The 21,315-nt window shown below is 44.5% G+C and carries 19 protein-coding genes; 4 read left to right on the top strand and 15 right to left on the bottom strand.

What is annotated here, in order from left to right; translation table 11 throughout:
- Positions 1 to 2 precede the first annotated feature (2 nt).
- The 3 genes from JMG82_RS05730 (at position 3) to JMG82_RS05720 (ending at position 2,176) form a co-directional block, all read left to right on the top strand.
- Positions 3 to 506, top strand: coding sequence for a SixA phosphatase family protein (locus JMG82_RS05730; RefSeq protein ID WP_201354077.1), 504 nt, complete (start codon positions 3 to 5; stop codon positions 504 to 506).
- Positions 507 to 581: 75 nt separating this feature from the next.
- The gene (locus tag JMG82_RS05725) at positions 582 to 1,394 is read left to right on the top strand and encodes a TIGR00282 family metallophosphoesterase (protein ID WP_201354075.1); all 813 of its coding nucleotides are present in this window, start codon (positions 582 to 584) and stop codon (positions 1,392 to 1,394) included.
- Positions 1,395 to 1,513: 119 nt separating this feature from the next.
- On the top strand, positions 1,514 to 2,176 hold the full coding sequence (locus tag JMG82_RS05720) for a 3-methyladenine DNA glycosylase (RefSeq protein ID WP_201354074.1): 663 nt from the start codon (positions 1,514 to 1,516) through the stop codon (positions 2,174 to 2,176).
- Between the two features lie 36 nt (positions 2,177 to 2,212).
- On the opposite strand, the gene JMG82_RS05715 is transcribed toward JMG82_RS05720, so the two are convergent.
- From JMG82_RS05715 to JMG82_RS11710, 15 genes are all read right to left on the bottom strand, one after another.
- A complete protein-coding gene (locus JMG82_RS05715) occupies positions 2,213 to 3,499 on the bottom strand; it encodes an SH3 domain-containing C40 family peptidase (RefSeq protein ID WP_201354072.1) in 1,287 nt (428 codons plus the stop codon).
- Between the two features lie 13 nt (positions 3,500 to 3,512).
- On the bottom strand, positions 3,513 to 5,240 hold the full coding sequence (locus tag JMG82_RS05710) for a DNA polymerase III subunit gamma/tau (RefSeq protein ID WP_201354070.1): 1,728 nt from the start codon (positions 5,238 to 5,240) through the stop codon (positions 3,513 to 3,515).
- Positions 5,241 to 5,422: 182 nt separating this feature from the next.
- Positions 5,423 to 6,733 carry a transcription termination factor Rho gene (rho, locus tag JMG82_RS05705; protein ID WP_201354068.1) on the bottom strand — a complete coding sequence of 437 codons (1,311 nt, stop codon included), beginning with the start codon at positions 6,731 to 6,733 and terminating at the stop codon, positions 5,423 to 5,425.
- Between the two features lie 172 nt (positions 6,734 to 6,905).
- On the bottom strand, positions 6,906 to 7,301 hold the full coding sequence (locus tag JMG82_RS05700) for a hypothetical protein (protein ID WP_201354066.1): 396 nt from the start codon (positions 7,299 to 7,301) through the stop codon (positions 6,906 to 6,908).
- A 24-nt stretch (positions 7,302 to 7,325) separates the two neighbouring features.
- Positions 7,326 to 8,336 carry a UDP-glucose 4-epimerase GalE gene (gene galE / locus JMG82_RS05695; RefSeq protein WP_201354064.1) on the bottom strand — a complete coding sequence of 337 codons (1,011 nt, stop codon included), beginning with the start codon at positions 8,334 to 8,336 and terminating at the stop codon, positions 7,326 to 7,328.
- A gap of 13 nt (positions 8,337 to 8,349) precedes the next feature.
- Positions 8,350 to 9,540 (bottom strand): Wzz/FepE/Etk N-terminal domain-containing protein, encoded by a 1,191-nt coding sequence (locus tag JMG82_RS05690; RefSeq protein WP_201354062.1) that lies wholly within the window; start codon positions 9,538 to 9,540, stop codon positions 8,350 to 8,352.
- Between the two features lie 19 nt (positions 9,541 to 9,559).
- A complete protein-coding gene (locus JMG82_RS05685; protein ID WP_236579200.1) occupies positions 9,560 to 10,750 on the bottom strand; it encodes a sugar transferase in 1,191 nt (396 codons plus the stop codon).
- A 212-nt stretch (positions 10,751 to 10,962) separates the two neighbouring features.
- A complete protein-coding gene (locus JMG82_RS05680; protein WP_201354058.1) occupies positions 10,963 to 12,192 on the bottom strand; it encodes a WcaI family glycosyltransferase in 1,230 nt (409 codons plus the stop codon).
- Positions 12,179 to 12,730, bottom strand: coding sequence for a putative colanic acid biosynthesis acetyltransferase (locus JMG82_RS05675; protein ID WP_201354056.1), 552 nt, complete (start codon positions 12,728 to 12,730; stop codon positions 12,179 to 12,181). The genes JMG82_RS05680 and JMG82_RS05675 overlap by 14 nt, the downstream gene beginning before the upstream one ends.
- On the bottom strand, positions 12,730 to 13,806 hold the full coding sequence (locus JMG82_RS05670; RefSeq protein ID WP_201354054.1) for a glycosyltransferase family 4 protein: 1,077 nt from the start codon (positions 13,804 to 13,806) through the stop codon (positions 12,730 to 12,732). Before JMG82_RS05670 ends, JMG82_RS05675 begins: the two co-directional genes overlap by 1 nt.
- A 112-nt stretch (positions 13,807 to 13,918) precedes the next feature.
- Positions 13,919 to 15,145, bottom strand: coding sequence for an O-antigen polymerase (locus JMG82_RS05665; protein ID WP_201354052.1), 1,227 nt, complete (start codon positions 15,143 to 15,145; stop codon positions 13,919 to 13,921).
- A gap of 80 nt (positions 15,146 to 15,225) precedes the next feature.
- Positions 15,226 to 16,296 carry a glycosyltransferase gene (locus tag JMG82_RS05660; protein WP_201354050.1) on the bottom strand — a complete coding sequence of 357 codons (1,071 nt, stop codon included), beginning with the start codon at positions 16,294 to 16,296 and terminating at the stop codon, positions 15,226 to 15,228.
- Positions 16,289 to 17,536: an oligosaccharide flippase family protein gene (locus JMG82_RS05655; protein ID WP_201354048.1), complete on the bottom strand. Its 1,248-nt coding sequence runs from the start codon at positions 17,534 to 17,536 to the stop codon at positions 16,289 to 16,291. Before JMG82_RS05655 ends, JMG82_RS05660 begins: the two co-directional genes overlap by 8 nt.
- 151 nt (positions 17,537 to 17,687) lie before the next feature.
- The gene (locus tag JMG82_RS11715) at positions 17,688 to 18,173 is read right to left on the bottom strand and encodes a UDP-glucose 6-dehydrogenase family protein (RefSeq protein WP_236579199.1); all 486 of its coding nucleotides are present in this window, start codon (positions 18,171 to 18,173) and stop codon (positions 17,688 to 17,690) included.
- Between the two features lie 7 nt (positions 18,174 to 18,180).
- Entirely contained in the window at positions 18,181 to 18,477 is a 297-nt protein-coding gene (locus JMG82_RS11710) for a hypothetical protein (RefSeq protein WP_236579198.1), read from the bottom strand.
- 376 nt (positions 18,478 to 18,853) lie between these two features.
- On the opposite strand from JMG82_RS11710, the gene JMG82_RS05640 reads away from it, so the two are divergent.
- Complete coding sequence (locus JMG82_RS05640) at positions 18,854 to 21,268, top strand: heavy metal translocating P-type ATPase (RefSeq protein ID WP_201354044.1); 2,415 nt, start codon at positions 18,854 to 18,856, stop codon at positions 21,266 to 21,268.
- The last annotated feature ends 47 nt before the right edge of the window (positions 21,269 to 21,315 follow it).

Below are 21,315 nucleotides of genomic sequence, written 5' to 3'. Positions count from 1 at the left end.
AAATGAAAGAACTCTTCATCCTGCGCCATGCCAAATCGAGCTGGGACGATCCGGAATTGAGCGATTTCGATCGCCCCCTGAACAGACGGGGAAAGGAGGATGCGCCTTTGATGGGCGAATATCTGGCCGGACTCGGTATCCATCCCGATCTGATCGTCGCTTCGCCGGCCAAGCGGGCAAAGAAGACGGCGAAGATCGTGGCGGAAAAACTGGGTTACGAAGAAGAGAAGATTGTCTGGGATGAGCGTATTTACGAGGCATCTGCCCAGGCACTGCTCTATCTTGTCTGCCAGCTTCCGGCAAATGCGAAAAAGGTCATGGTCGTCGGTCACAATCCCGGCTTGACGATGCTGGCCAACATTCTGGGGGACATTGCGATAGAGAATATCCCGACGGCGGGTATCGTGGCCATCACGTTTGATACCTCCAAATGGGAAGAAGCGTGCCGGATGAAAGGGCATACGATTCTTTTCGAGTACCCTAAAAAACTAAAAACTAAAAGTTGAAAACTAAAAATTTATGAATATCAAATCACTAATCACTCATCACCAATCGCCATCTTCCGCTCCGAAGGAGCGCACATGAAAATAGGTTTCATCGGCGACATCGTCGGGCGGCCGGGACGGCAGATGGTGAAACGCTTCGTATCGAAACTTCGTGAGAGCGAGGGGCTCGATTTTGTCGTGGCCAACTACGAAAACGCCAGCCACGGCTTCGGGCTGACGGAAAAAAACGCCAAAGAGCTTTTTGCGGCTGGCATCGACGTGATGACGGGGGGCAACCATACCTGGGACAAAAAAGAGATCAGAGGATTGCTCGAATCGCTCCCGCTTCTTCGCCCCGTCAACTATCCGGACGGGGTTCCCGGACGGGGTGTCAGGATCTTTGAAATCGGCGGGGAAAAGCTCGCCGTGGTCAATGTGATGGGCCATTTCGCCATGCCGATGGTGGACAACCCCTTTATCGCGGCCAACAGAATCGTAGATGTTCTCGTCTTTGAAGGTGTCCGATATATTTTCATCGACATGCATGCGGAAGCAACCAGCGAAAAGAGGGCGCTTCTAATGATGCTTCGCGAGAGGGTGAGTGCCATCGTCGGGACCCATACGCATGTAGGCAGCGATGACCTGGTAATCGATTGCGGCTGCGCCTATGTGACCGACATCGGCCTGACCGGATGCCGGGACAATGTGATCGGCATGGACGCGAAAGTGCCGATCGAGCGTTTCTTGACGGGGCTTCCGGGACGGTTCGAGGTTCCCGACAAGTGCCGTACGATTTTGCAAATGATCGTGGCGACGTTCGAAAACGGGCGGGCGGTTGACGCCTATAAAATCCGGTGTTACGACGATGGGGAGATACAAGTCTCTTTGAAGGCTAGAAAAGAGGAATGAGTCGTTTGTCTTTGGAACGGGGCGAAGCCCCTCTTTGTCGTTTGAGACTGAGGGTTTGCCACCCCGTCGACCACAACAAATTTCTACTCATCGATTTAATAATAGCATAAAGAGTTGAAATGACAAGCAGTTACGAGCTTCTTGAAGCGTTGCACGCGCAAAATTTACCGGTGCAGGAGAGAGATCCATGGTGGTGGCCAAGCAGCGGCACCTACGAAGTGGTCATCGGGGCCGTGCTGACGCAGAACACGAAATGGCAGAAGGTGGAAGCGGCGCTACAGAACCTTCGCGCACTCGATGCTCTTTCTATCGAAGGTTTGGCGAGGCTCGATGAAGCGCTTTTGCGGGAAGCGATCAAACCCGCCGGTTTCTACAACACCAAGGCCAAACGCCTCAAACTGCTCAATCAGGCCATCGGCGACAAATTCGGAGATTTTGAAACGTTTCAGGTCGAGGTGGACCGTCATTGGCTTCTTGGCAAAAAGGGGATCGGCGAAGAGACGGCGGATGCCATTTTGAACTACGCCTGCTATCGGGAAGCGATGGTCGTGGATGCCTATACCGCCGCCTTGCTGAGGGCCTTGGAATACGAGTTCGAAGATTACAGAGGCATCCAGGCGTGGCTGATCGAAGGACTCAAAGATTACGATATCAAAGTGAGGGCACTCTTTCCGACGCAGCCAAGGGCGCAGATCTACGCCCTTTTTCATGGCATGATCGTGGAGTACTGCAAACGGTACAAGAAAGGAAAGCGGGTCGATATCGCTCCCTTGCAAAGATAAACCACATTCAAAGAGGAGCGAAGCTTCGTTTAAAAATCATTGCCCGACAATGTTCATCGAAACGATTCTTTTGATCAGCAGCGCGCCGGTGTCGGCGTTGAGAAGGTTCTTGCCCAGATAGAGATCGGTGACGACGGCCCGGCCTATGATATAGCGGCCGTTTCCTTTGGTGCGGATACCCCAAAGATTGTGCATGACATAGGCTCTGCCGTTTTTGTGGCCCACATAGAGCATGATGTGTCCGGGCAGATAGAGAAGGGTACGAAAAGGCACACCTTTTTCGACGATGACTCTCTCTTTGCTTGCCGTTGAATGGTTCGATAGATCGATCACTTTTCCCACCCGTGCCTGCTGCTTGGAGTTGCGCGGCAGCCAGATGCCAAACGGTGCGAAGAAGTCCCGTGTCATGGCCGAACAGTCGCGGTCTTCCGCCATACCGCCCCATCCGTAGGGTTCGCCCAGTAACTCCTCGGCAACGCGGCGGATTTCCGCCTTATCCATCCTCAGGGGCATCGGTGCGCTGAAAGCTTTGGGAAGCATCGACAGCTCCAGACGAAGGCTCGTGCCCTCCTTTTTGGGAACCAGGATGGCATACAAAGAGGATTCCGTACCGCTTGATGGGAACAGTGTCGCCATTTTGGCGCGGAAAAGGTAACTCTGGTTCGCGTCATAAATCGGCGTCTCCTCTTTGAGCAGAACAACGTTCGCAAGAGCCATGATACGATCGATCTCTGATTGTGAAACATAGGCGACATCACGCAGGGGCAGCCACCCCAGTGCGAAAGGGGTTTGAACGAAGAGCCAGCCGCCATCCAGACTCTCATGGGAGACGATGATCGGTGTCATCGCTTTGACGGTGCTGTTTTGGTTGTAGTCGAACGGATACCCTTCGCCCGGCTGTGTGGGATCGAAAAAGACGGGACGGTGCGTCGGCAGGAGTCTCAAAGAGGTGGGGTGGATGACGATGGCATGCCGTTTGAGCGTGTTGAATGCGCTGTAGTTTGCATTGGTGATCCATCCGTTGAGTCGTTTTTTGGGCAGGGGCAGCCTGTTTTCACCGTACAGTGACCTCTTTTTGAAAAAATCGACGGCCCATGTGGCTTCCGAGCCGGTGGCGTTGAGTTCATCCGTCAGCCACGGGGCGTACCGATGGGCCAGAAAATCGATATAGAGCCTTTTGCGTTGAGAGTCGGTGAGGGGTGGGGGTGCCTGGCAGACGAAACCCTCGAGCGATACGGAGATCTTCGGAACTGCGGGTTGTTTGGGCGCACATCCTGTCGTCAGAAAAAGCGAGACCGTCAGCAGAAAAAGGGTGCGCAGCACGGCACTCTCCTGGCTACACTTTGGAACGGATAACGATCTTTTTGGCGCCGAAAAGCTCCTGTGCCCGCTTGACCATCGGGTCGTTGAGAATATCCTTGGCGTCATACTCCCTGCTCGGCTCCTCTTCGCTGCAGTTTCCCGTAACGCATCCGGCACTGTTGCAGTCGATATCTTCGATCATCGAACCGGTATGGGTAGCGCCGTTGGCGTCTTCGCTCTGGGTCTCTTCCGGCCCGGAGGTATCCGTGTCCGTTTCAAGCTCCTGCGCAGGAGCTTCACGCTTTGGGGGCGCCGGATTCTCCGATTTGACCAGCGATATTTTTGTGCCGACACCGAAAACGTCCTGCACGATATGGCGCACGATGCCGAAATGGGTTTTAAGAAGCTCCCTGTTTTTCCCCTCCGCATGGCTTGCCCACGAGAGTACTCCCTCTTTGAAGTCGACGAACTCGATGCTCTCCTCGAACGCTTTGCCCAGTTCCGCGTTGCGGTCGTAGAGCTTTTCGACCAGTTTTTTGAAGCGGAGAGCGTTGTCGGGCTGTAGACCCGATGGGCGATTGGTGAGGGAAGGGTGCTGATCGGATGGCTGGTTTTTGGCTGAGGGTTTTGGGCTTCGGGCCGATTTCGTTTCCCTGTTCACCGCAACCTGTTCTATGCCTCCTGTCGCCGGTTTCATTCCGGCAAGCTCCTCTTCGAGCATCTCGAGCATCTCGTCGATCTGCTTGATGTTCATGGCTTCGACGAGTTTGAAGAGAGTGAGGGAGAGGACGAAATCGCCGTCGGTGCCCAGTGCCAGCAGGGGTTTCGCTTCGGCCAGAATGTGGTAGAAGCGTTCAAGCAGCATCGGGGAGAATTTCGGATCGTTCTGCAGGAGTTTCTCTTTCAGAAAGAGGCTCATTTCGTCGATCACCATCTCCGCTTCGTAGTTTTCGAGATCCTTGAGATACTCCCGCAGCCTCTCTTCCTCTTTTTGCAAAACGGCATCGAAAAGTTTCTCCAGGAATTCGGGATCGATGATGCCGAGCATCTGGGTCACCGTCGTGACATCCACGTGGCTTTTGGAGTAGACGATGGCCTGGTCCAGAAGCGTCAGCGTATCGCGCAAAGAGCCGCTGCCGCTGCGTGCCAGAATGTCGAGAGCTTCGGGTTCGAAAGCGATCTTCTCAGAATTGAGTATATGCTCCAGATGCTTGATGACCAGCGGTTTGGCGATTTTCTTGAAGCGAAAATGCTGGGTGCGGCTGAGAATCGTGGCGGGAAGCTTGAGCGGGTCGGTCGTGGCCAGGATGAATTTGACGAATTCAGGCGGCTCTTCCAGGGTCTTGAGAAGGGCGTTGAACGCCTCCTTCGTGAGCATATGCACTTCGTCGATGATGAAGACTTTGTAGCGGCCCACGGAGGGCTTGTATTTGGTATGTTCGATGAGGTCGCGGATATCGTCGATTTTCCGGCTGGAGGCGGCATCCATCTCGATGATGTCGATGTGCCGTCCCTCGTTGGCCATGCGGCACTGTTCGCAGGTGTCGCATGGCTTGGAGGTCGGGCCGTTTTCGCACAGGAGCGCTTTGGAAAAGATGCGTGCCGTCGAGGTTTTTCCACTGCCGCGTAGCCCGGAAAAGAGATAGGCGTGTCCCAGCCTGTTCTGATCCAGTGCCATCGCCAGCGTCTGGGAGATGGAATCCTGTCCGATCAGGTCTTCGAAGCGGCGGGGGCGGTATTTGAGTGCGAGCGCTTGTGACACTATTCATTCTCCAAAATTGATGATTGACAATAAACAATTCATCGAGCGGTCTGCTTTGCAGTTTCGATTATAGAAGTAAGAAGCTTGATAAGTTCTTCAAACCGAAATGATTCGCCTGCCATGGGATATTCTCGATCATCACACAATTATCAATCCTGCATTATCAATTGTCAATTTCAAAATCACGCCCCTTCATTCATGATGCTCAGAAACTCCTCGTTGTTTTTGGTCTTGAGCATTTTGGAGTAGAGAAATTTGAGGGCTTCCACTTCGTCCATCTGGTGCATCGCATTACGCAGCGCCCATATTTTAGGAAGCGTGTTCGGGTCGGTCAAAAGCTCCTCTTTTCGCGTGCCCGACTTGATGATGTCGATGGCCGGATAGATGCGGCGGTCGGCGATGGCGCGGCTGAGGACGATTTCACTGTTGCCCGTTCCCTTGAACTCTTCGAAAATGACCTCGTCCATGCGGCTGCCGGTATCGACAAGGGCGGTGGCGATGATGGTCAGGCTGCCGCCATTTTCGATGTTCCGCGCGGCGCCGAAGAAACGCTTGGGTTTGTGCAGGGCGTTGGCGTCCACACCGCCCGAGAGGACTTTGCCGGAGCTTGGGGTGACCGTGTTGTAGGCGCGAGCGAGGCGGGTGATGGAATCGAGAAGAATCACAACGTCTTTGCCCATTTCGACGCGACGTTTGGCTTTTTCGATGACCAGTTCCGCTACACGCACATGATTTTGTGCCGGCAGGTCGAAAGTGGAGCTGTAGACTTCGCCCCGTACGCTTCGCTCCATGTCGGTAACCTCTTCGGGGCGCTCGTCCACCAGCAGGACGATGAGCTCCACTTCGGGATGATTGTGCGTAATGCCGTGGGCAAGCTCTTTCATCAGTTCTGTCTTGCCGCTGCGGGGAGGGGCAACGATAAGACCGCGCTGACCTTTGCCGATGGGTGTGAAAAGATCCAGAACACGGCCGGTCAGTTTGGTCGGGTTGTATTCGAGTTTGAGTTTCTCCTGGGGATAGAGCGGCGTGAGGTTGTCAAAAAGCGGCCGATTCTTGCTCTCGGCGACGGGCATGTAGTTGATCGCCTCGATTTTGAGCAACGCATAATAGCGCTCCTGCTCTTTTGGCGGGCGCACCTGGCCCGTGACCACGTCACCGTTTCGGAGAGCAAATTTGCGTATCTGGGTGCTCGAGACATAGGCGTCGTTGCTGGAGTTGGAGAAGTTGGCGTCCATGGCGCGAAGGAAACCGTACCCCTCGTTCGTGATCTCCAAAATACCGGTAAAGAGGATGTAGCCGCCTTTGCTCACCTGCGATTTGAGGATCTCGAACATCAGATCCTGGCGCTTGAGCTCGTTGGGGTTTTCGACACCCAGCTCTTTGGCGATGGCGATCAGCTCTTCCAGGCTCTTTTGACGAAGATCTTCGATCTTGTATCCTTCCACCGGGATATGGGTTCGCTTGTTGTTGGTACGGTTGGAGGTTTCGCTCATGATTCCTTCTCTTTGTGAATTGTAATTTTGCAGAATTCTGGCAGGATTGTAGAAGTGCCGTGGCACAGTAAACAGTAAAATGTCAGATTGTTTTGATGGGACTATTGTATCAATTTTGGGAATTTTTTGTCAACCTGTGAACCTCCCCGACCATTGATCATGAAATATTGTATCAGGTTTGCAGGGACAATGCCAGCAAAGCGGGGTAGATAACCACATTTATCCATGGCATCCATGGTGAAAGCGGCATGGCGAGCATTGCACGGAAATCGGGTGAAAGGGCATCTTCGTCGATCTTTTTGACGATCCAGAGTTTGAAGGCGATATCGGAAGCTTTCATGACCAGTATCAGGCCAAGCAGCGTCCCGTGAAAACCGCGGGCGACAAAAAGAAAAAGAAGGAACCAAAATGATGGATGCATCGCAAACAGCAAAAAAAGATGGGTGTGGAAATGGTACCGAATCTTCACCAGTACCCCTCCAAGAGTACCATCGTGCTGCCACCAGCTTTCGAATATTTCACAGCCGAGCAGAACCAGAACGAAAAGTTCCGAGTATCCTATTTCCAATTCTCAATTATCCATTCTCGATTTTCAATAGTCTGCGTATCCCTCCGGGTTGTTCGATTGCCACCGCCAAGTGTCTTCGCACATTTTCCGCATATCTCTTGTCGCTTCCCAGCCCAGCAGCTCTTTGGCTTTGGAAGGATCGGCGTAGCATGAGGCGATGTCTCCGGGCCGTCTTCCGACGATTTTGTAGGGGACATTCCGTCCCGATGCCTCTTCGAACGCTTTGACCACATCCAGGACGCTGTAGCCCTTTCCGGTGCCGAGGTTGATCGCTTCGCACTGGGGTTTTTCGAGCGATTCGAGCGCTTTCAAATGGCCCAGAGCCAGGTCTATCACATGGATGTAGTCCCGTACACCCGTTCCGTCGTGGGTCTCGTAGTCGCCGCCGAAAACATTCAGATGGTCGCGGCGTCCCACCGCCACCTGCGATACGAAAGGCATCAGGTTGTTGGGGATACCCTGAGGATCCTCGCCGATGAGTCCGCTCTCATGCGCACCCACGGGATTGAAATAGCGCAGGATGCTGATGCGCCAGCTTTCGTCCGATCGGAAAAGATCGCGCAGCATCTCTTCGATGACCAGCTTCGTCTGGCCGTACGGATTGGTGGTGCGGAGCGGATGATCTTCCGTCAGAGGGAGAAAATCGGGATCGCCATACACGGTCGCCGAAGAGCTGAAGACGATGGTTTTCAGACCTATTTTTTTCATCGTCTCAAGCAGGCACAGAGTTCCGCAGACGTTGTTGTCGTAATATTCCAGTGGCTTCTCGACCGACTCCCCCACAGCCTTGAGGCCCGCGAAATGGATGATCGCATCGCATCCTTGCATTGCGCTCTCAAGCATTTTGGCGTCTCTTATGTCCCCTTTGATGAATGTCACGGGTCTGCCTGTAATCTTCTCTATCCGCCGAAGCGCCTCGATACTGGCGTTACTCAGGTTGTCGTAAACGACGACGTCGTATCCTGCATTCAGCAGTTCCACGCATGTATGCGATCCGATGTAGCCGGCCCCGCCGGTGACGAAAATTTTTTTCAATACGATTCCCCTTCTATTTCTCTTTTCCTAGGAACTCCAAAAAGAACGCCAGGAAAACACCAAGCATCAAACCGGTAATCAACGAAACGGCAAGGATCAGTTTCTTTTTGGGTTTTGCCGGATGGTCGTGTGTGAAGATTTTGCCTACAATGGCGGTCTGTTCGATATAGGGAGGTTTCATGGAGACTTTCAGTTCATCTATTTCAGATTCCAGTTGCGGAATGGTCATGGACTCCAGTTTTTTAATCGCCGCTTTTTTGGCGGGCAGGATCTTTTCAACGATTTTCTTTTTCTCTTTTTCGAGGTTTGGAATGGTGATTTTTCTCAACTCTTTTATTTTGGACCGGTAGTCGATAATCTTCATGGAGAGTCGAACGACATCGTTTTGCAGATTGGCCAATTGCATCGATGTCATGGCGGCGAGCGCCGGATCTTTTCTGGCTGTTTCATCGACTTTTCTTTGAAGATCGGCTATGTTTTTCTTTTTTTCTTCAATCTCTTTTTTCGATTCGTCGATTTTCTGTTGCAAAGCGGGGATTTGTGTCTCTTTGATCAAAGCGATTTTGTCGTCGATCTTTTTCAGATCGATCTTTTGAACAAGATCCAATTCTTTTTTCAATCGTGTCAGCTCTATGGTTTTATAGTACTCCAACTGTTCCGAAAGTGTTTCCATTTTGTGCTTGGCAACGTCAAGGATGCTTTGCATATAGACTTGATGTTTCGAAAGAATCTCGTCAATCGGTTTTTTCAGCATAGCGACGGCCTCTTTGTTTCCGGGACCGGCCGCTGTAATTGTCAAAAAATTTTCCGTTTTTTTAGGGACCTCAACGCTTGCGACATAGGTCGTTACATTGTCATCCCGATATTTTCCCGCTGTGTCGTATTTGACATCGAGCATTTTTTTCAAAGTCGTGGCATTGTCGAAATATTTGGTCTCCAGTGTGCCGTCACTCTTTTTAACAAGCTGTTTGCCTATCGCTATGGTCGCTTTCGCTTCGTAGATTGGCTGCGCGAAAAGAAGGTAAATGCCTGCCAGAATACCGAATAACAAAGTTGTCAGCCAAACGGTTTTTTTCCGCCGTTTCAGAATTTCCCACAATTCCCGTAAATCTATTTTTTCTTCTTCCGGCAGGCAGTACGGCATATAGCCGTAGGGCATGACGATTTGGGGTTCGTTCTCGGACGGATTTTTCTTTTCATTCATGTTGGTTGTTTCTCCATAATCAAGATGCGCCTTCGCGGACGATAACGGTCTTTACGGTTTTCAGCAAAATCAATATATCCATCCACAGGTTCCAGTTTCTGATGTACCAGACATCCATGTCGATTCGCTGAAAGAAATCGACCTCACTTCTGCCGCTCACCTGCCACAGACCGGTAATGCCGGGTTTGACGAGAAGAATGGTCTCGGCGGCTGCTCCCATTTTCTGTTTTTCATCCGGCAGATAGGGACGCGGCCCCACGAGGCTCATTTCATTTTTTAGAACGTTGAAAATTTGGGGAAGTTCATCCAGGGATGTTTTACGTAAAAAAGTTCCCACTTTCGTAATGCGGGGGTCATTCATGTATTTGTGGTATTTGTTGTAATACTGTATCTCTTCCGGATGTTTTTCGAGATAGATTTTCAATATTTCATCGCCATCTTCTACCATAGTACGAAATTTGTAACATACGAAAAGTTTGCCACCTTCACCCAATCTTTTCTGTTTGAAAAGAATCGAGGCGTGAGGCTCCTCCCTTTTTATCAACAGTGCAATTATCCCAAGAATCGGAAGCAGTAGAGGAAGAAGTAGAATACTTACGACATAGTCAAAAGAAGTTTTAAAAAGACGTCGTGGAACGCTTTTGAGGCGGTTTTGGAAGACGATAAGATTGGTTCTAGCATGGGTTAATTCATAAATAATGGACTGGGTAAGATCGTAACTGTTGACAAGGGGAATGAAAACGACCTCTTTTCTTTTGGAAATCTCTTTATCGATGATTTCACGCAATCTTTCGGCATCGTATCCTTTCGAATTTACAAATACAGTTTGGGATTTGTTTTCATCCGCTTCGATATATCCCAGGTAAGGGTTTCCGAATATTTCCTCGCGTATAAATGTGTCATCTCCGAATATAGTGGCGGCTCTTTTCCATATTCCCACTTTGAAAAGGAGCTTTTTGGTAATGTTTTTTAAAAGAGGAATGAAAAACGACATAAAAACGAAAGCCAGAACAATGACAGTTCGGGAATAGCTGTAAGGAGTCTTCGAAAGCGAAAGAATCGCCATGACAATCAAAAATGAGAAAAAAAGCGCTTTGAGTATCTGTCTGCTTTCATGCCAAAAGTCGTAACGGCGTGTATAAATGCCTTCGTAGAAAAACATCAGAAGAATGACACCATAGGCAGGCCAGTAATCAGTATAATAGGACATTGGTACAGCATGCTGTGTTCCAAAAAGAGGAGCAAAGAGGGTTCTAAATATATAGGCAGTCACGATTGACAGAAAAATAGCCAAAATATCGAGAAACACGAGAATAATTTTTGCTATATATCTGTTCAATGTGATCTTTCCCAATATGAGTTATTTAAATTTATATAGTAACTAATTTGAGCTTATCGAGTGATGAAAGATTTTACACAATATCAGCGCAGTAAACTTTGTATTTGTTTCTCGAAGTTTTTCAATACTTTCTCTTTTGCGAAATGTTCAATGATATATTCTCTTGCATTGCGTCCCATTTGATCACGTCTGTTGGGAGATTTCGAAAGCATTTTTATCGCTTCTACGACGCCTTCGAAATCGCTGCTGTCGAAAAAAAGTCCACCATTCGATTTTTTAAATACTGTCGCCACTTCCGAAGCCACATTGCCGGTAACGACCGAAGGTTTTTTACTTCCCATCATTCCCAGCAGTTTTGAAGGCATGACAGCATCGATGACGTCGTTCTTTTGAAAAAGTATATGCATATCGGCACTGCAGAGCAGATCGGGAAGTTCTTCGTATTCCACGGGCATGTGGTGTATGACGTTTTCTATCTCTTTAGTCTGTTCGACAAGCCACTCTTTTTTGGCCCCCGCTCCTACAACGATAAACTCAATATCCGAGTGATTCTGAAAATGTCTTACGATGCGAAGAAAAAAATCCCAATCCTGCTTCGCACCGATGTTACCAGAGTAGAGAATTTTAAACCGATCGCTTTCGAGATAGGGGTGCCGTTGCGCTTTTTTCGGATCGATAAAATCATCATCGATCCAGTTTGGAAAGTAGTAATGGGGTGTTGTTGTTTTGCTTTTGAGTTTTTCCATCATGGAAAAACTGATGGTGCTTGTGATATCGGCACTGTCTAATAATTTTTTCTCTATTCCAAAAAGTAGAGTGAAAAGAAGTTTTTTGAAGCCAGTTGAATTTGATGCGATCCCGCTGTCTAAAATTGCGTCAACTTCGAAATCCTGAATATGCGCCCAAAGTTTGGCATTTTTTCGCCAAGATAGAAGCTTACCAATAAAAATGGTACTGGTAAACGGCACGACGGAAATGACAAGATCGCATTTTTCAATCTTGAAGAGGTTGAAAAAACTACCTAATGTAAAATCGAGAAGATGGAAGGTTCTGGTTTTGAATGTCGGATTGGTGGGAACATATTGTTTGTATCTGTATATCGTTATATTCTCTTTTGTTTCCACAATATACTTTGGTTTATCTTTATACTCTTTTCGTATTTTCCATTCCGGGTAATAGGGAAATCCGGTTATGACACTGACTTCGTAGTCTTTTTTCGAAAGATACTCGGCCATTTGGGTAGTATAAAGACCCGTGGAACTGTCTTCAGGGTAAAAATTTACACCTATGATCGTAATATTATTTTTTTTCAACCACTCGGTCCTTTATGGGTTTCGCAGGAGAGCCGACACACACTTTTCCTGGAGGTAAATCTTTAAATACACTACTTCTCGCACCCACGATTGTACCTTTTCCTATCGTAATACCAGGAGCCACATAAACATCGGTCGCTAGCCAACACTCATCTTCTATGGTGATTTTCTTCGACCATATAGGAAAATCTTCTTTATTGTAGTCATGTGAAGCAGCACAAAGATACGACTTTTGCGAAATGACAACATTTGAACCGATTTTAATTTCCCCTAAACTATAAAGTTCTACATTATCGCCTATCCAACTGTAATCGCCTATAGAAACTTTCCAAGGATATGTAATAGTGACACTTGGACGAATGAGGACATCTTTGCCTATCTTTGCACCAAACAAACGCAGTAGAAATCTTCTCCAGCCATACATGACCTGTGGAGAGAGTTTAAAGAAAAAAAAATCAGTAAACCACCAGAATTGCACGACTAAATTTGAACGACCTCGGAATTTTTTTGGAAGTTTGAATCTGTTTAATTTTTGCATTATTTTTCCAAAATGTCATTTAATTTCAATATAAAGTTTTCAACCCTATATTTCCTTTTTGCTTCATTCATGTTGTTGTCAGATATATATTTGTAGCTCCGCAAGTTTTTGTCTAGTTCAATTAGTTTATTAGCAATCGAAAGTGGGGATTGTTTGTCTACATAAAAACCATTGATATTTTCTTTAAACACATCGGGTATTCCAGCATGCTGAGTAGTTAAGATAATATTGCCAGTTGCCATAGCTTCGAATAAAGATATGGGTTGCCCTTCCATACTATAATAAGTTGGAAAAACAAAAACATTTCCCCAATCTAATAATTCTTTTTTTTCTTTTCCATATACCAAACCGAAGTATTCAACATTCTTTTTTAATTGCTCAAAATAATCATTTAGTTTATCTTGCATTGAAACATCCATTCCTCCTGCTATTTTAGCTTGAAATGGAACACCTTGTTTTTTTAATATTATTAATGCTTCAAGTAAATCGATTATTCCTTTTTCTTCCATTAAATTGCTTAAAAAAATTATTTTTAAACAATCAAATTTTTTAGGTTTAATCTTCTCAAACAAAAAATCCTCAACAAAATTTTCAAGAATATAAATATTCTTCTTATCTATGAAAGGTAGCATATTTTTTTCTAGTGATTTTGAAAGCACGATGCCTTTTTCTGCCATAGACAGTATACTGTAAAAGATTTTTTTCTTTATGCCATTCAAATCAAGGTACTCTTTCCATAAATGGTTGCCGTGAACATGAACTATGATTTCTTTTTTATAGATATTGGCTATTAAAAAAAATGGATAATATTTTACTACGCCAAAAAATGTCTGACCGATAGTAATATAAACTTTATTAGCTCTTTTAATTTTATGAAGTTCTTTGTATTGTATGAGATAATGTAAAATTTTTTTAATGCTAAATCTTCCAATATCTTCTTTCAAAACTTTATAACTTGTATTGATAATATCTACTTGTGTATTAGTATATTTCGGTAAATAGTTTGCAACTATTTGATTTGCTAGACTTACACCGGTGATTGGTTTTGGCAAAGGGCCTATTAGTAAGATTTTCATAACAATTCCAAAAAGTTTGACTCACAATGGGTGGACAGAAAGTTTAACATTGCTTGATTTTCAAAATGTAATCCCTTTATTGGGTTTGATTGAGGGTTTGTTAATAATAAATTCATATAATTTGTACTCCGAACTTTTTTATAATTAAAATGAATTTATAGTAAAAAAGAACAAAAAAAGATAACAATAAAATATCTGAATATGGCATTCTAAAAATCAATAATCCAAAAATAAATAATAATATTTGAGTAAAATTATTTTGATTAAATAATTTTTCTAGGAGGAACTTTGTGAATATTAATATAAAAGGTAAAAAAACTATGCCAAAAAAGTAAAAATTCATATGTACTTCTCCAATCAAAGTTGTTACAAGGGATAAATGTTCCGCCTGTGGAGCAAAATATTTTCCCGCCACCTGAGTAATACTTAAAGGTTTGTCAGGCCACAATGATCTTGGGATAAAAAAAACAACAGTTTTTATAAATGTACTTCCCCATAATGCATTTTGAAATGTGGTGTGGTGAAATATTTCATATAAAACATTGAAATTTACAGACTCACTTATACCCAATAGAAAATTTTTTATAGCAGGAGGTTCCTTTTCAATTGTTTCTTGAATCAATCTGAATAAGTCGCTTCCTGTAGGTAATCCCTCAATAAAAAGGTTTCCACGAATATGTCTATAAATAGACATCATGTAACCAAAAGGTATAAGAGCAACAATAATCCATAATATTTTTCCAGCATATGCTTTTATTAACTCGATAAAAACTATAGCGAATACAACAAATACATATATCCTATTTCCAGTCATTATAATATCTATTACAGAAAATAAAAAAATAATAGTGATAAAAATAATGGTTGAAAGTTTTTTATAGATATAATATTCATATATTAAAGATGCAATAAATAGTATCTTCATCGCTGCAAAACTATCTATTAGTATCAGTCCTAAAATTCCACTTTTTTTGAAAAATTCTTCCCTGCTAACATACCAATTGCCCCCTTCCATAATACCTGCTGCAAGAAAAATTATGAATCCAAGAAAAATAGATATTGAAAAATAAAATTTCCAATTGACTGAAGGATTATTAAAAAAATAATGAATCCTTTCTTTTTTATAAAATTCCGAAAAAAAAATGTAAATCAATATTGAATAAAGATAGGCCATCAATATAAGTGATGTGTAAATATTTGTGGATAAATTTACATCTGTTAAATTAGTATTTGAAAAGTCTATTGTAAAAATTTCAATTTTTTCTGTAAAAACAAAAACAACAACAGGTATAAAAATAAAATATAGAACTCCACATATTATACCGAGAGAAAATCCCATTTTTTGTTTTATTAATTTTATGAAAGCATAAAAATACAAAAAAAACAAAATAAAAAAGTTCAACTTAATTAAAAAAAACATTATTCACTCTTTGTTATATTTAAAAAAGTATTAGCCATAGCTTCTATAGAGTAAAAGCTTCTGCAATTGTCACAAATAGCTTTTCTTTTGTTTAACCAAGATATTTTTTTTTCATAAAAAAACAAAATTTTTTCAGCAAAATCCTCAATGTCATTGGTGTTAAAAAAAATTGAATTTTCATTTTCGATTGCCGCTTCAATTTCCGGTGAATGGTTTTCATCTCTTGAAATGAGCATGGGGACCCCAAATCCAAAGCTTTGAGTGATAGAAAGTCCTACATAGCCTGGTGATACGCTGAAAAGTGCAGTGGCATATAGTTTTGCTAATGTATAATAATCACCAATATGCCCCGGCATTTCTACACGATTTTCTATATTTAGTTTTTTAACCAGCTTTTCAATATTTTTTCTTTCATCTCCATCTCCGATCATGATGAGTTTGGCTTCCATGGGAATATAAGGAAGGGCTTTCACAAAGGCTTCAATCAGCAAAGAAGGCTTTTTGTTTTTAGTGAGTCTTCCTACATAAATGATATTTATTGGATTTCTGTTGTTTGATGGAACCATCTCATGGCTATAATATAAAGCATTGGGAGCATACCGAATATCTTTATTCGGCATTCTTTCTTTTAGTTCCTTTGCTTGAGTTTTGGTATATGTAACAATAATATCTGCAAGCATCCGCATGGTGTTTCTTACAATATCGCTACGACTGTTTTTCCCGCTTCTTGGCCATGCATGTCCCCAAAGAATATTTTTTTTACCGATTGTCTTTCTGATACAAAGAATTATCCAATTGGAAAGTATTCGAGGATTCATCTCCATCACAAGGATATTCGATGATAAAGCATCCTTCCACATTCCACTTTGCCATAAAAATCTTCTTCCAAAAAAGTAGAAATTTTTTACCCGTTTTCTGAATTTTATATTTGGGCTGGTTTGAATGGTAGGTTCAAAATAGTCCTCACCTGCATAGAGTATGAAATCTTTTCCCAATTTGTGTCGCAGTAAATCAAAAAATTTTTTACGGTAATCTGGTGCTGCAGTTTGAAGTATAAGTAATTTAGACATTTTTTTCCGCTTTCAAATAATAAGTGCCTCCAAGAATAAGCAATAAGAATTCCGTCGAAACGGCCGAAATAGCGGTCCCGGTTATTCCAAATATAAACGTACATGTGAAAGTTGTCACGATACTGAAAAAACCACTTTTGAGCATGATGGACATTCGCTCCTTATAGGCTTTTATAGATGTAAGATAAAGCATATTAAATAACATATTCAAGGAGGCAAAAATAGAAATCATTGCAAACAATTTGAAAATATAAGAATATTTTATAATATTATTGTTGTTGTACAATAAACTTAGTATATCTTCTGCAAAAACAAAAAGTATCAGAAAAATGATGAAACTTACAGCAAAAATGAGTGGTACCATCTTTTTTATAATCATTCTGATATTTTGAGGATCCTTTTTTGAAAGCCAGGGAAAGAGGGCTTGATAAAGGGGAACATATAGATTTTTGATTGCCACAATGACTTTTTCGATACTTGCATAGATACCAACCATTGTATTGTTTGTAAGTATTCCCAATATGAATGTATTACTGACACTAAAAAGTGTTACGGAGAGATTGGAAATAAACAAATGAGTGCTTTCTTTGAAAAGACGCACGACAGAGTCTCTTTTTGGATAAATCCAATGTATATGGAAAATAAATTTGATGATGAATAGAGATAAAATCCCCGCTATTATAAAACCGAGTGAGTTGAGAATTGGAACGAATAAATAGTTGTTTGGTTCCTTTACGAATAAAAAAATCGCAATTGTAAAAATTAGTTTTGCTAAAATATTTAAAATTGTAATATATTTCATTTTTTCTATACCTTGAAAAAACCAAATGGGGAAAATGGCTTGTCCAATAACTACACCAAAAGTCAGTAGATATAGTAGGCGATCGGATGCAAATTTTGAAAATACATTCGTCAAAAACAATAGAACGAGAAAAGAAAAAAATAGCAACATGATTTTGAGCGTCATCACTGCTGAAAATATTTCCATTATTTTTTGTTGATTTTCTTTATGAACGGAGATTTCTCTAGTGGCCGAGAGATTGAAGCCATAATCTACAAAAATATTGAAATACATGATAAATGCTTGGGCAAACGCAACCAGTCCAAATTTTTCTGTTCCCAAAATTCGAACGAGATAGGGTAAAGTAATTAAAGGTAAAATGAAGTTTGCACCTTGCAGCACCGATAAAGAAAAGAAATTAGCTAATAATTGTCTTTTATCCTTTGCTATTTTAATCATTTATTCAAATACTGCTGCCGAAAATATCATGAGTATATACTTTGTTCTGAACATAAAGTCTGTTCGCGAGTATAATGTCAATCATCTTTTTAAATTCATTCATGTTTCTTATAGCCTTGGAGATAAAAATTCAAATTCATTGTATATCGGTTCATGGAGAATAACACCTATACCTTTTGCTTTCATACACTTCATAAAGCCTTGTATGGCTGAACTTCTGAAATTGTCCGAACTCGGTTTCATAGTCAGATGATAAATTTCTACCATAACTGTTGGAAACCCATGGGAGTCTTTGGGCAATTTCGAAATGATCTGATTGGCGATGAAGTCTTTGTGGGTTCGGTTGGCTTCGACGATGGCGCGTATTATTAGAAGGTACGTCTTTGTAGTTGCTGAACAACTGTTCTGTATCTTTCGAGGGGCAGTAGCCACTGTAATCGAACGAGGGATTGTCGTAATGTATGCCAATACAAGGATCGAGTCCTGCGCTTTCTATTCCAATAACAATAATATGTGGTGTTTTCAGCCCATAGGAGGTTTCGCAGTAGCTGTTTAGTTTGTTGAAATAGGTGATACGCATAGCGAGGTATGCATTAAATTTGATGGCTTCCGCTTCTGTGTTTTCGGTAAACAACATTGAAATATCATCTTTCTTTGGCGCTTTGCGCAAGGAGATTGGCGAAAATTCCTACTCTTTTACTCTGTTCTTTAACGATAATATGGCCGGGGTAGAGGTTGTAATACAGTGTTTTGCTCTTTCTTGAAAATTTTGAAGAGAAGATGATGTTTTCGGTTTTGAACTTCTTTTTGAGAAATTTTGTAAATCCTATCGGTGTCATCGATTTGATAATTGTTTTGATTTCCGAGTGTTGGGCTAGAAGCAGGCCATTGGAGGGGTCTACATACCTAGACCCTGCTATGGCGATTCTATACTTCTTCATTTCATTGGAGTGCATTGTTTTCTTTGGATGAATAGATTTTCATATGATTATATGGATTTTTGTTGCGAATAATATCCTAATTGTCTTTGAATATGCATTAAAAGCAAAAATGGCTATCGTAAACTGCCCACATTTGTCATGACAATATTTTTCACTGGCCATCTTTCAAGCATCTTAGACCGCTATCTGCATAGTGGAGGCACATATTCATTATACAGTGACGCATGAAGTCGGTTGCGGTTGTAGAAGGCCAAGAATTCTTTGATCGGACAGGCACCTTCTGTTTTGGCACAATATCATCAAATGCCAATGAGGGTTAACCCATATATTCAGTATAAGATATAATTTGACTTCAAAACAACAAGAGGATTTTTTTTTGGCCAAAGTTCCATGCACACACTGCCACCTGGAGTTCGACGAATCGGTGATGATCACCGAAAAAGAGGGAGAAGACACCCACTATTTCTGCTGCAAAGGGTGTCAGGGGATCTACCATCTTCTTCGCTCCGAAGGGCTCGATACTTTTTACGACAAGCTTGGCAAGAATCGACTCGAGCCGCCCAAAGAGCTTTCGGACGATCTGCACAAATTCGATCTGGAAGGATTCAAGAAGAAATACATAGTCGAGCGAAGTGACGGGCTTTACGAAATCTTTCTGATCATCGAAGGGATTCACTGCGCTGCCTGTGTCTGGCTAAACGAAAAGGTGCTGCACCAGACGCAGGGGATTGTCGAAGCGACGATCAACTACACGACCAACAAGGCCCATGTGGTATGGGACCCGGAGGAGATCAAGCTTTCGCAGATCATCGAAAAGATTCGGGCGATCGGCTACAATGCCTATCCGTACGATCCGAAACTGCAGGAGGAACGGGCCAACAGGGCGCGGCGGGACTACTACAGCCGCCTTTTGGTGGCGATTTTCGCAACGATGAACATCATGTGGATCGCGGTGGCGCAATATACGGGCATGTTCACTGGAATGCGCAGCGATGTGAAGCAGGTGCTCAATGTGGCCGAATGGGTACTGGCGACGCCGACGCTTTTTTACAGTGGATGGGTCTTTTTCCGCGGGGCGTGGTACGGACTGAAAAACCGCTTCGTGAACATGGACCTTCTGGTGGCGGCGGGTGCGTCACTGGCCTATCTCTACTCCCTGTGGGCGATGGTGACGGGCAAAGGGGAGGTCTATTTCGATTCGGTGACGATGATCATTACCTTCGTGCTCGCAGGAAAATATCTGGAGGTTTTGAGCAAGAAGCGCGCGGCGGATACGATGGATGCACTGACCAGCGCCCTCCCCACGGAAGTGACGGTTGTGCAAAACGGTGAAAAGGCGATGATTCCGGTCGAAGAGGTGCAGCCGGGTGACATTATCGAGGTACGGCCGGGAGAGAAGGTGGCGATCGACGGGGTCGTCGTCTCGGGGGAGGGGAGTTTTGATGAAAGCTCCCTAACGGGCGAGAGCGAGCCCATCTACAAGCGGCCGGGTGACGAGATTGTCAGCGGCAGCGTGGCGATCGACGGGGTGGTCCGCTACGAGGCGACGAAAGACTACAGCTCCTCCATGCTGACGACACTGGTGGGGCTGTTGGAAGAGTCGCTGACCAAAAAGCCCAAAATCGAGCGTCTTGCCAACGAGATTTCGGGCTGGTTTTCGCTGACCATTCTGAGCATCGCTTTTTTGACATTTTTAGGGTGGCTCTGGATGTCGGGCGAATTCGAACGGGCGCTGGTGGTCTCCATATCGGTCATCGTCATCGCCTGTCCCTGCGCTTTGGGGCTGGCGACGCCCGTGGCGACACTGATAGGCATCAACCTGGCGGCGCGGCGCGGTGTGCTTTTCAAAGAGGCGGCGTTCATCGAGACGATGGCCAAAGCCGATGTGCTGGTTCTGGACAAAACCGGGACGATTACGGAGGGCAAACCCCATGTCGTAAGCTACGAAACCTATGGTCAATGCGATGTGAACTGGCTCTATTCGCTGGTTAAAAGCTCCATCCATCCGGTGAGTCAGGGGATCGTCCATTATCTCAAAGCGCACAACGAGTACCTCGAGGAGGTGCCGTTGGAGCAGGTAAAACAGGTGCAGGCCAGAGGGATCACGGCCGAGTTCAATGGCCATACCCTGCAGGGCGGCAACGCGAAAATGATGGAGGAGTTCGGCATCGAAGTCAAAGAGGATAGCGAATACACACTATTCTATTTCGCCGTGGATGGAAAGGCTGTGGCGAGATTTGAGCTGCGGGATCTTCCGAAACAGGGGGCGAAAGAGGCGATCGAAGAGATTGGAAAATTGGGTATCGATGTCATCATGCTGACCGGTGACAACGAGAAAGCGGCGGCTAGGGTCGCCGAAGAGGTGGGCATTCCCCGGTTCAAAGCCGCGCTTTTTCCCGAAGAGAAGGCAAAAAAGATAGACAAACTCCATGCCCAAGGGCGTATCGTCGTGATGGCGGGTGACGGCATAAACGACGCCCTGGCGCTTTCCAAAAGTGATATCGCCATCGCCATGGGAAGCGGTTCGGATGTGGCATTGGAAGTCAGCGACGTGGTCTTGCTGGATGATCGCATCACCTCACTGCGGGATGCCTTTTTGATCAGCCGTCGGACCTTCAGGTTCGTCAAACAGAATCTTGCCCTCTCGGTCGTCTACAACTCCGTTACGATCCCCCTGGCGGTGGCTGGGTATGTCATACCGTTGGTGGCGGCGCTGTCGATGAGTTTGAGCTCGCTGATGGTTGTCGGCAATTCGATGAGGATCAAGAGTGCCTTTAAAAAGAAAAATTAAGTGGATATGCAGAGTCGGCGTGATAGCATAAACGATATTGTAGAGAA

Origin of the sequence: Hydrogenimonas urashimensis (genome assembly GCF_016593255.1) — a bacterium.
In the GTDB taxonomy this organism is placed as follows: Bacteria; Campylobacterota; Campylobacteria; order Campylobacterales; family Hydrogenimonadaceae; genus Hydrogenimonas; species Hydrogenimonas urashimensis.
The sequence above is the reverse complement of the archived record's forward strand: the minus strand, read 5'-3'. Positions and strand labels throughout refer to the sequence as shown.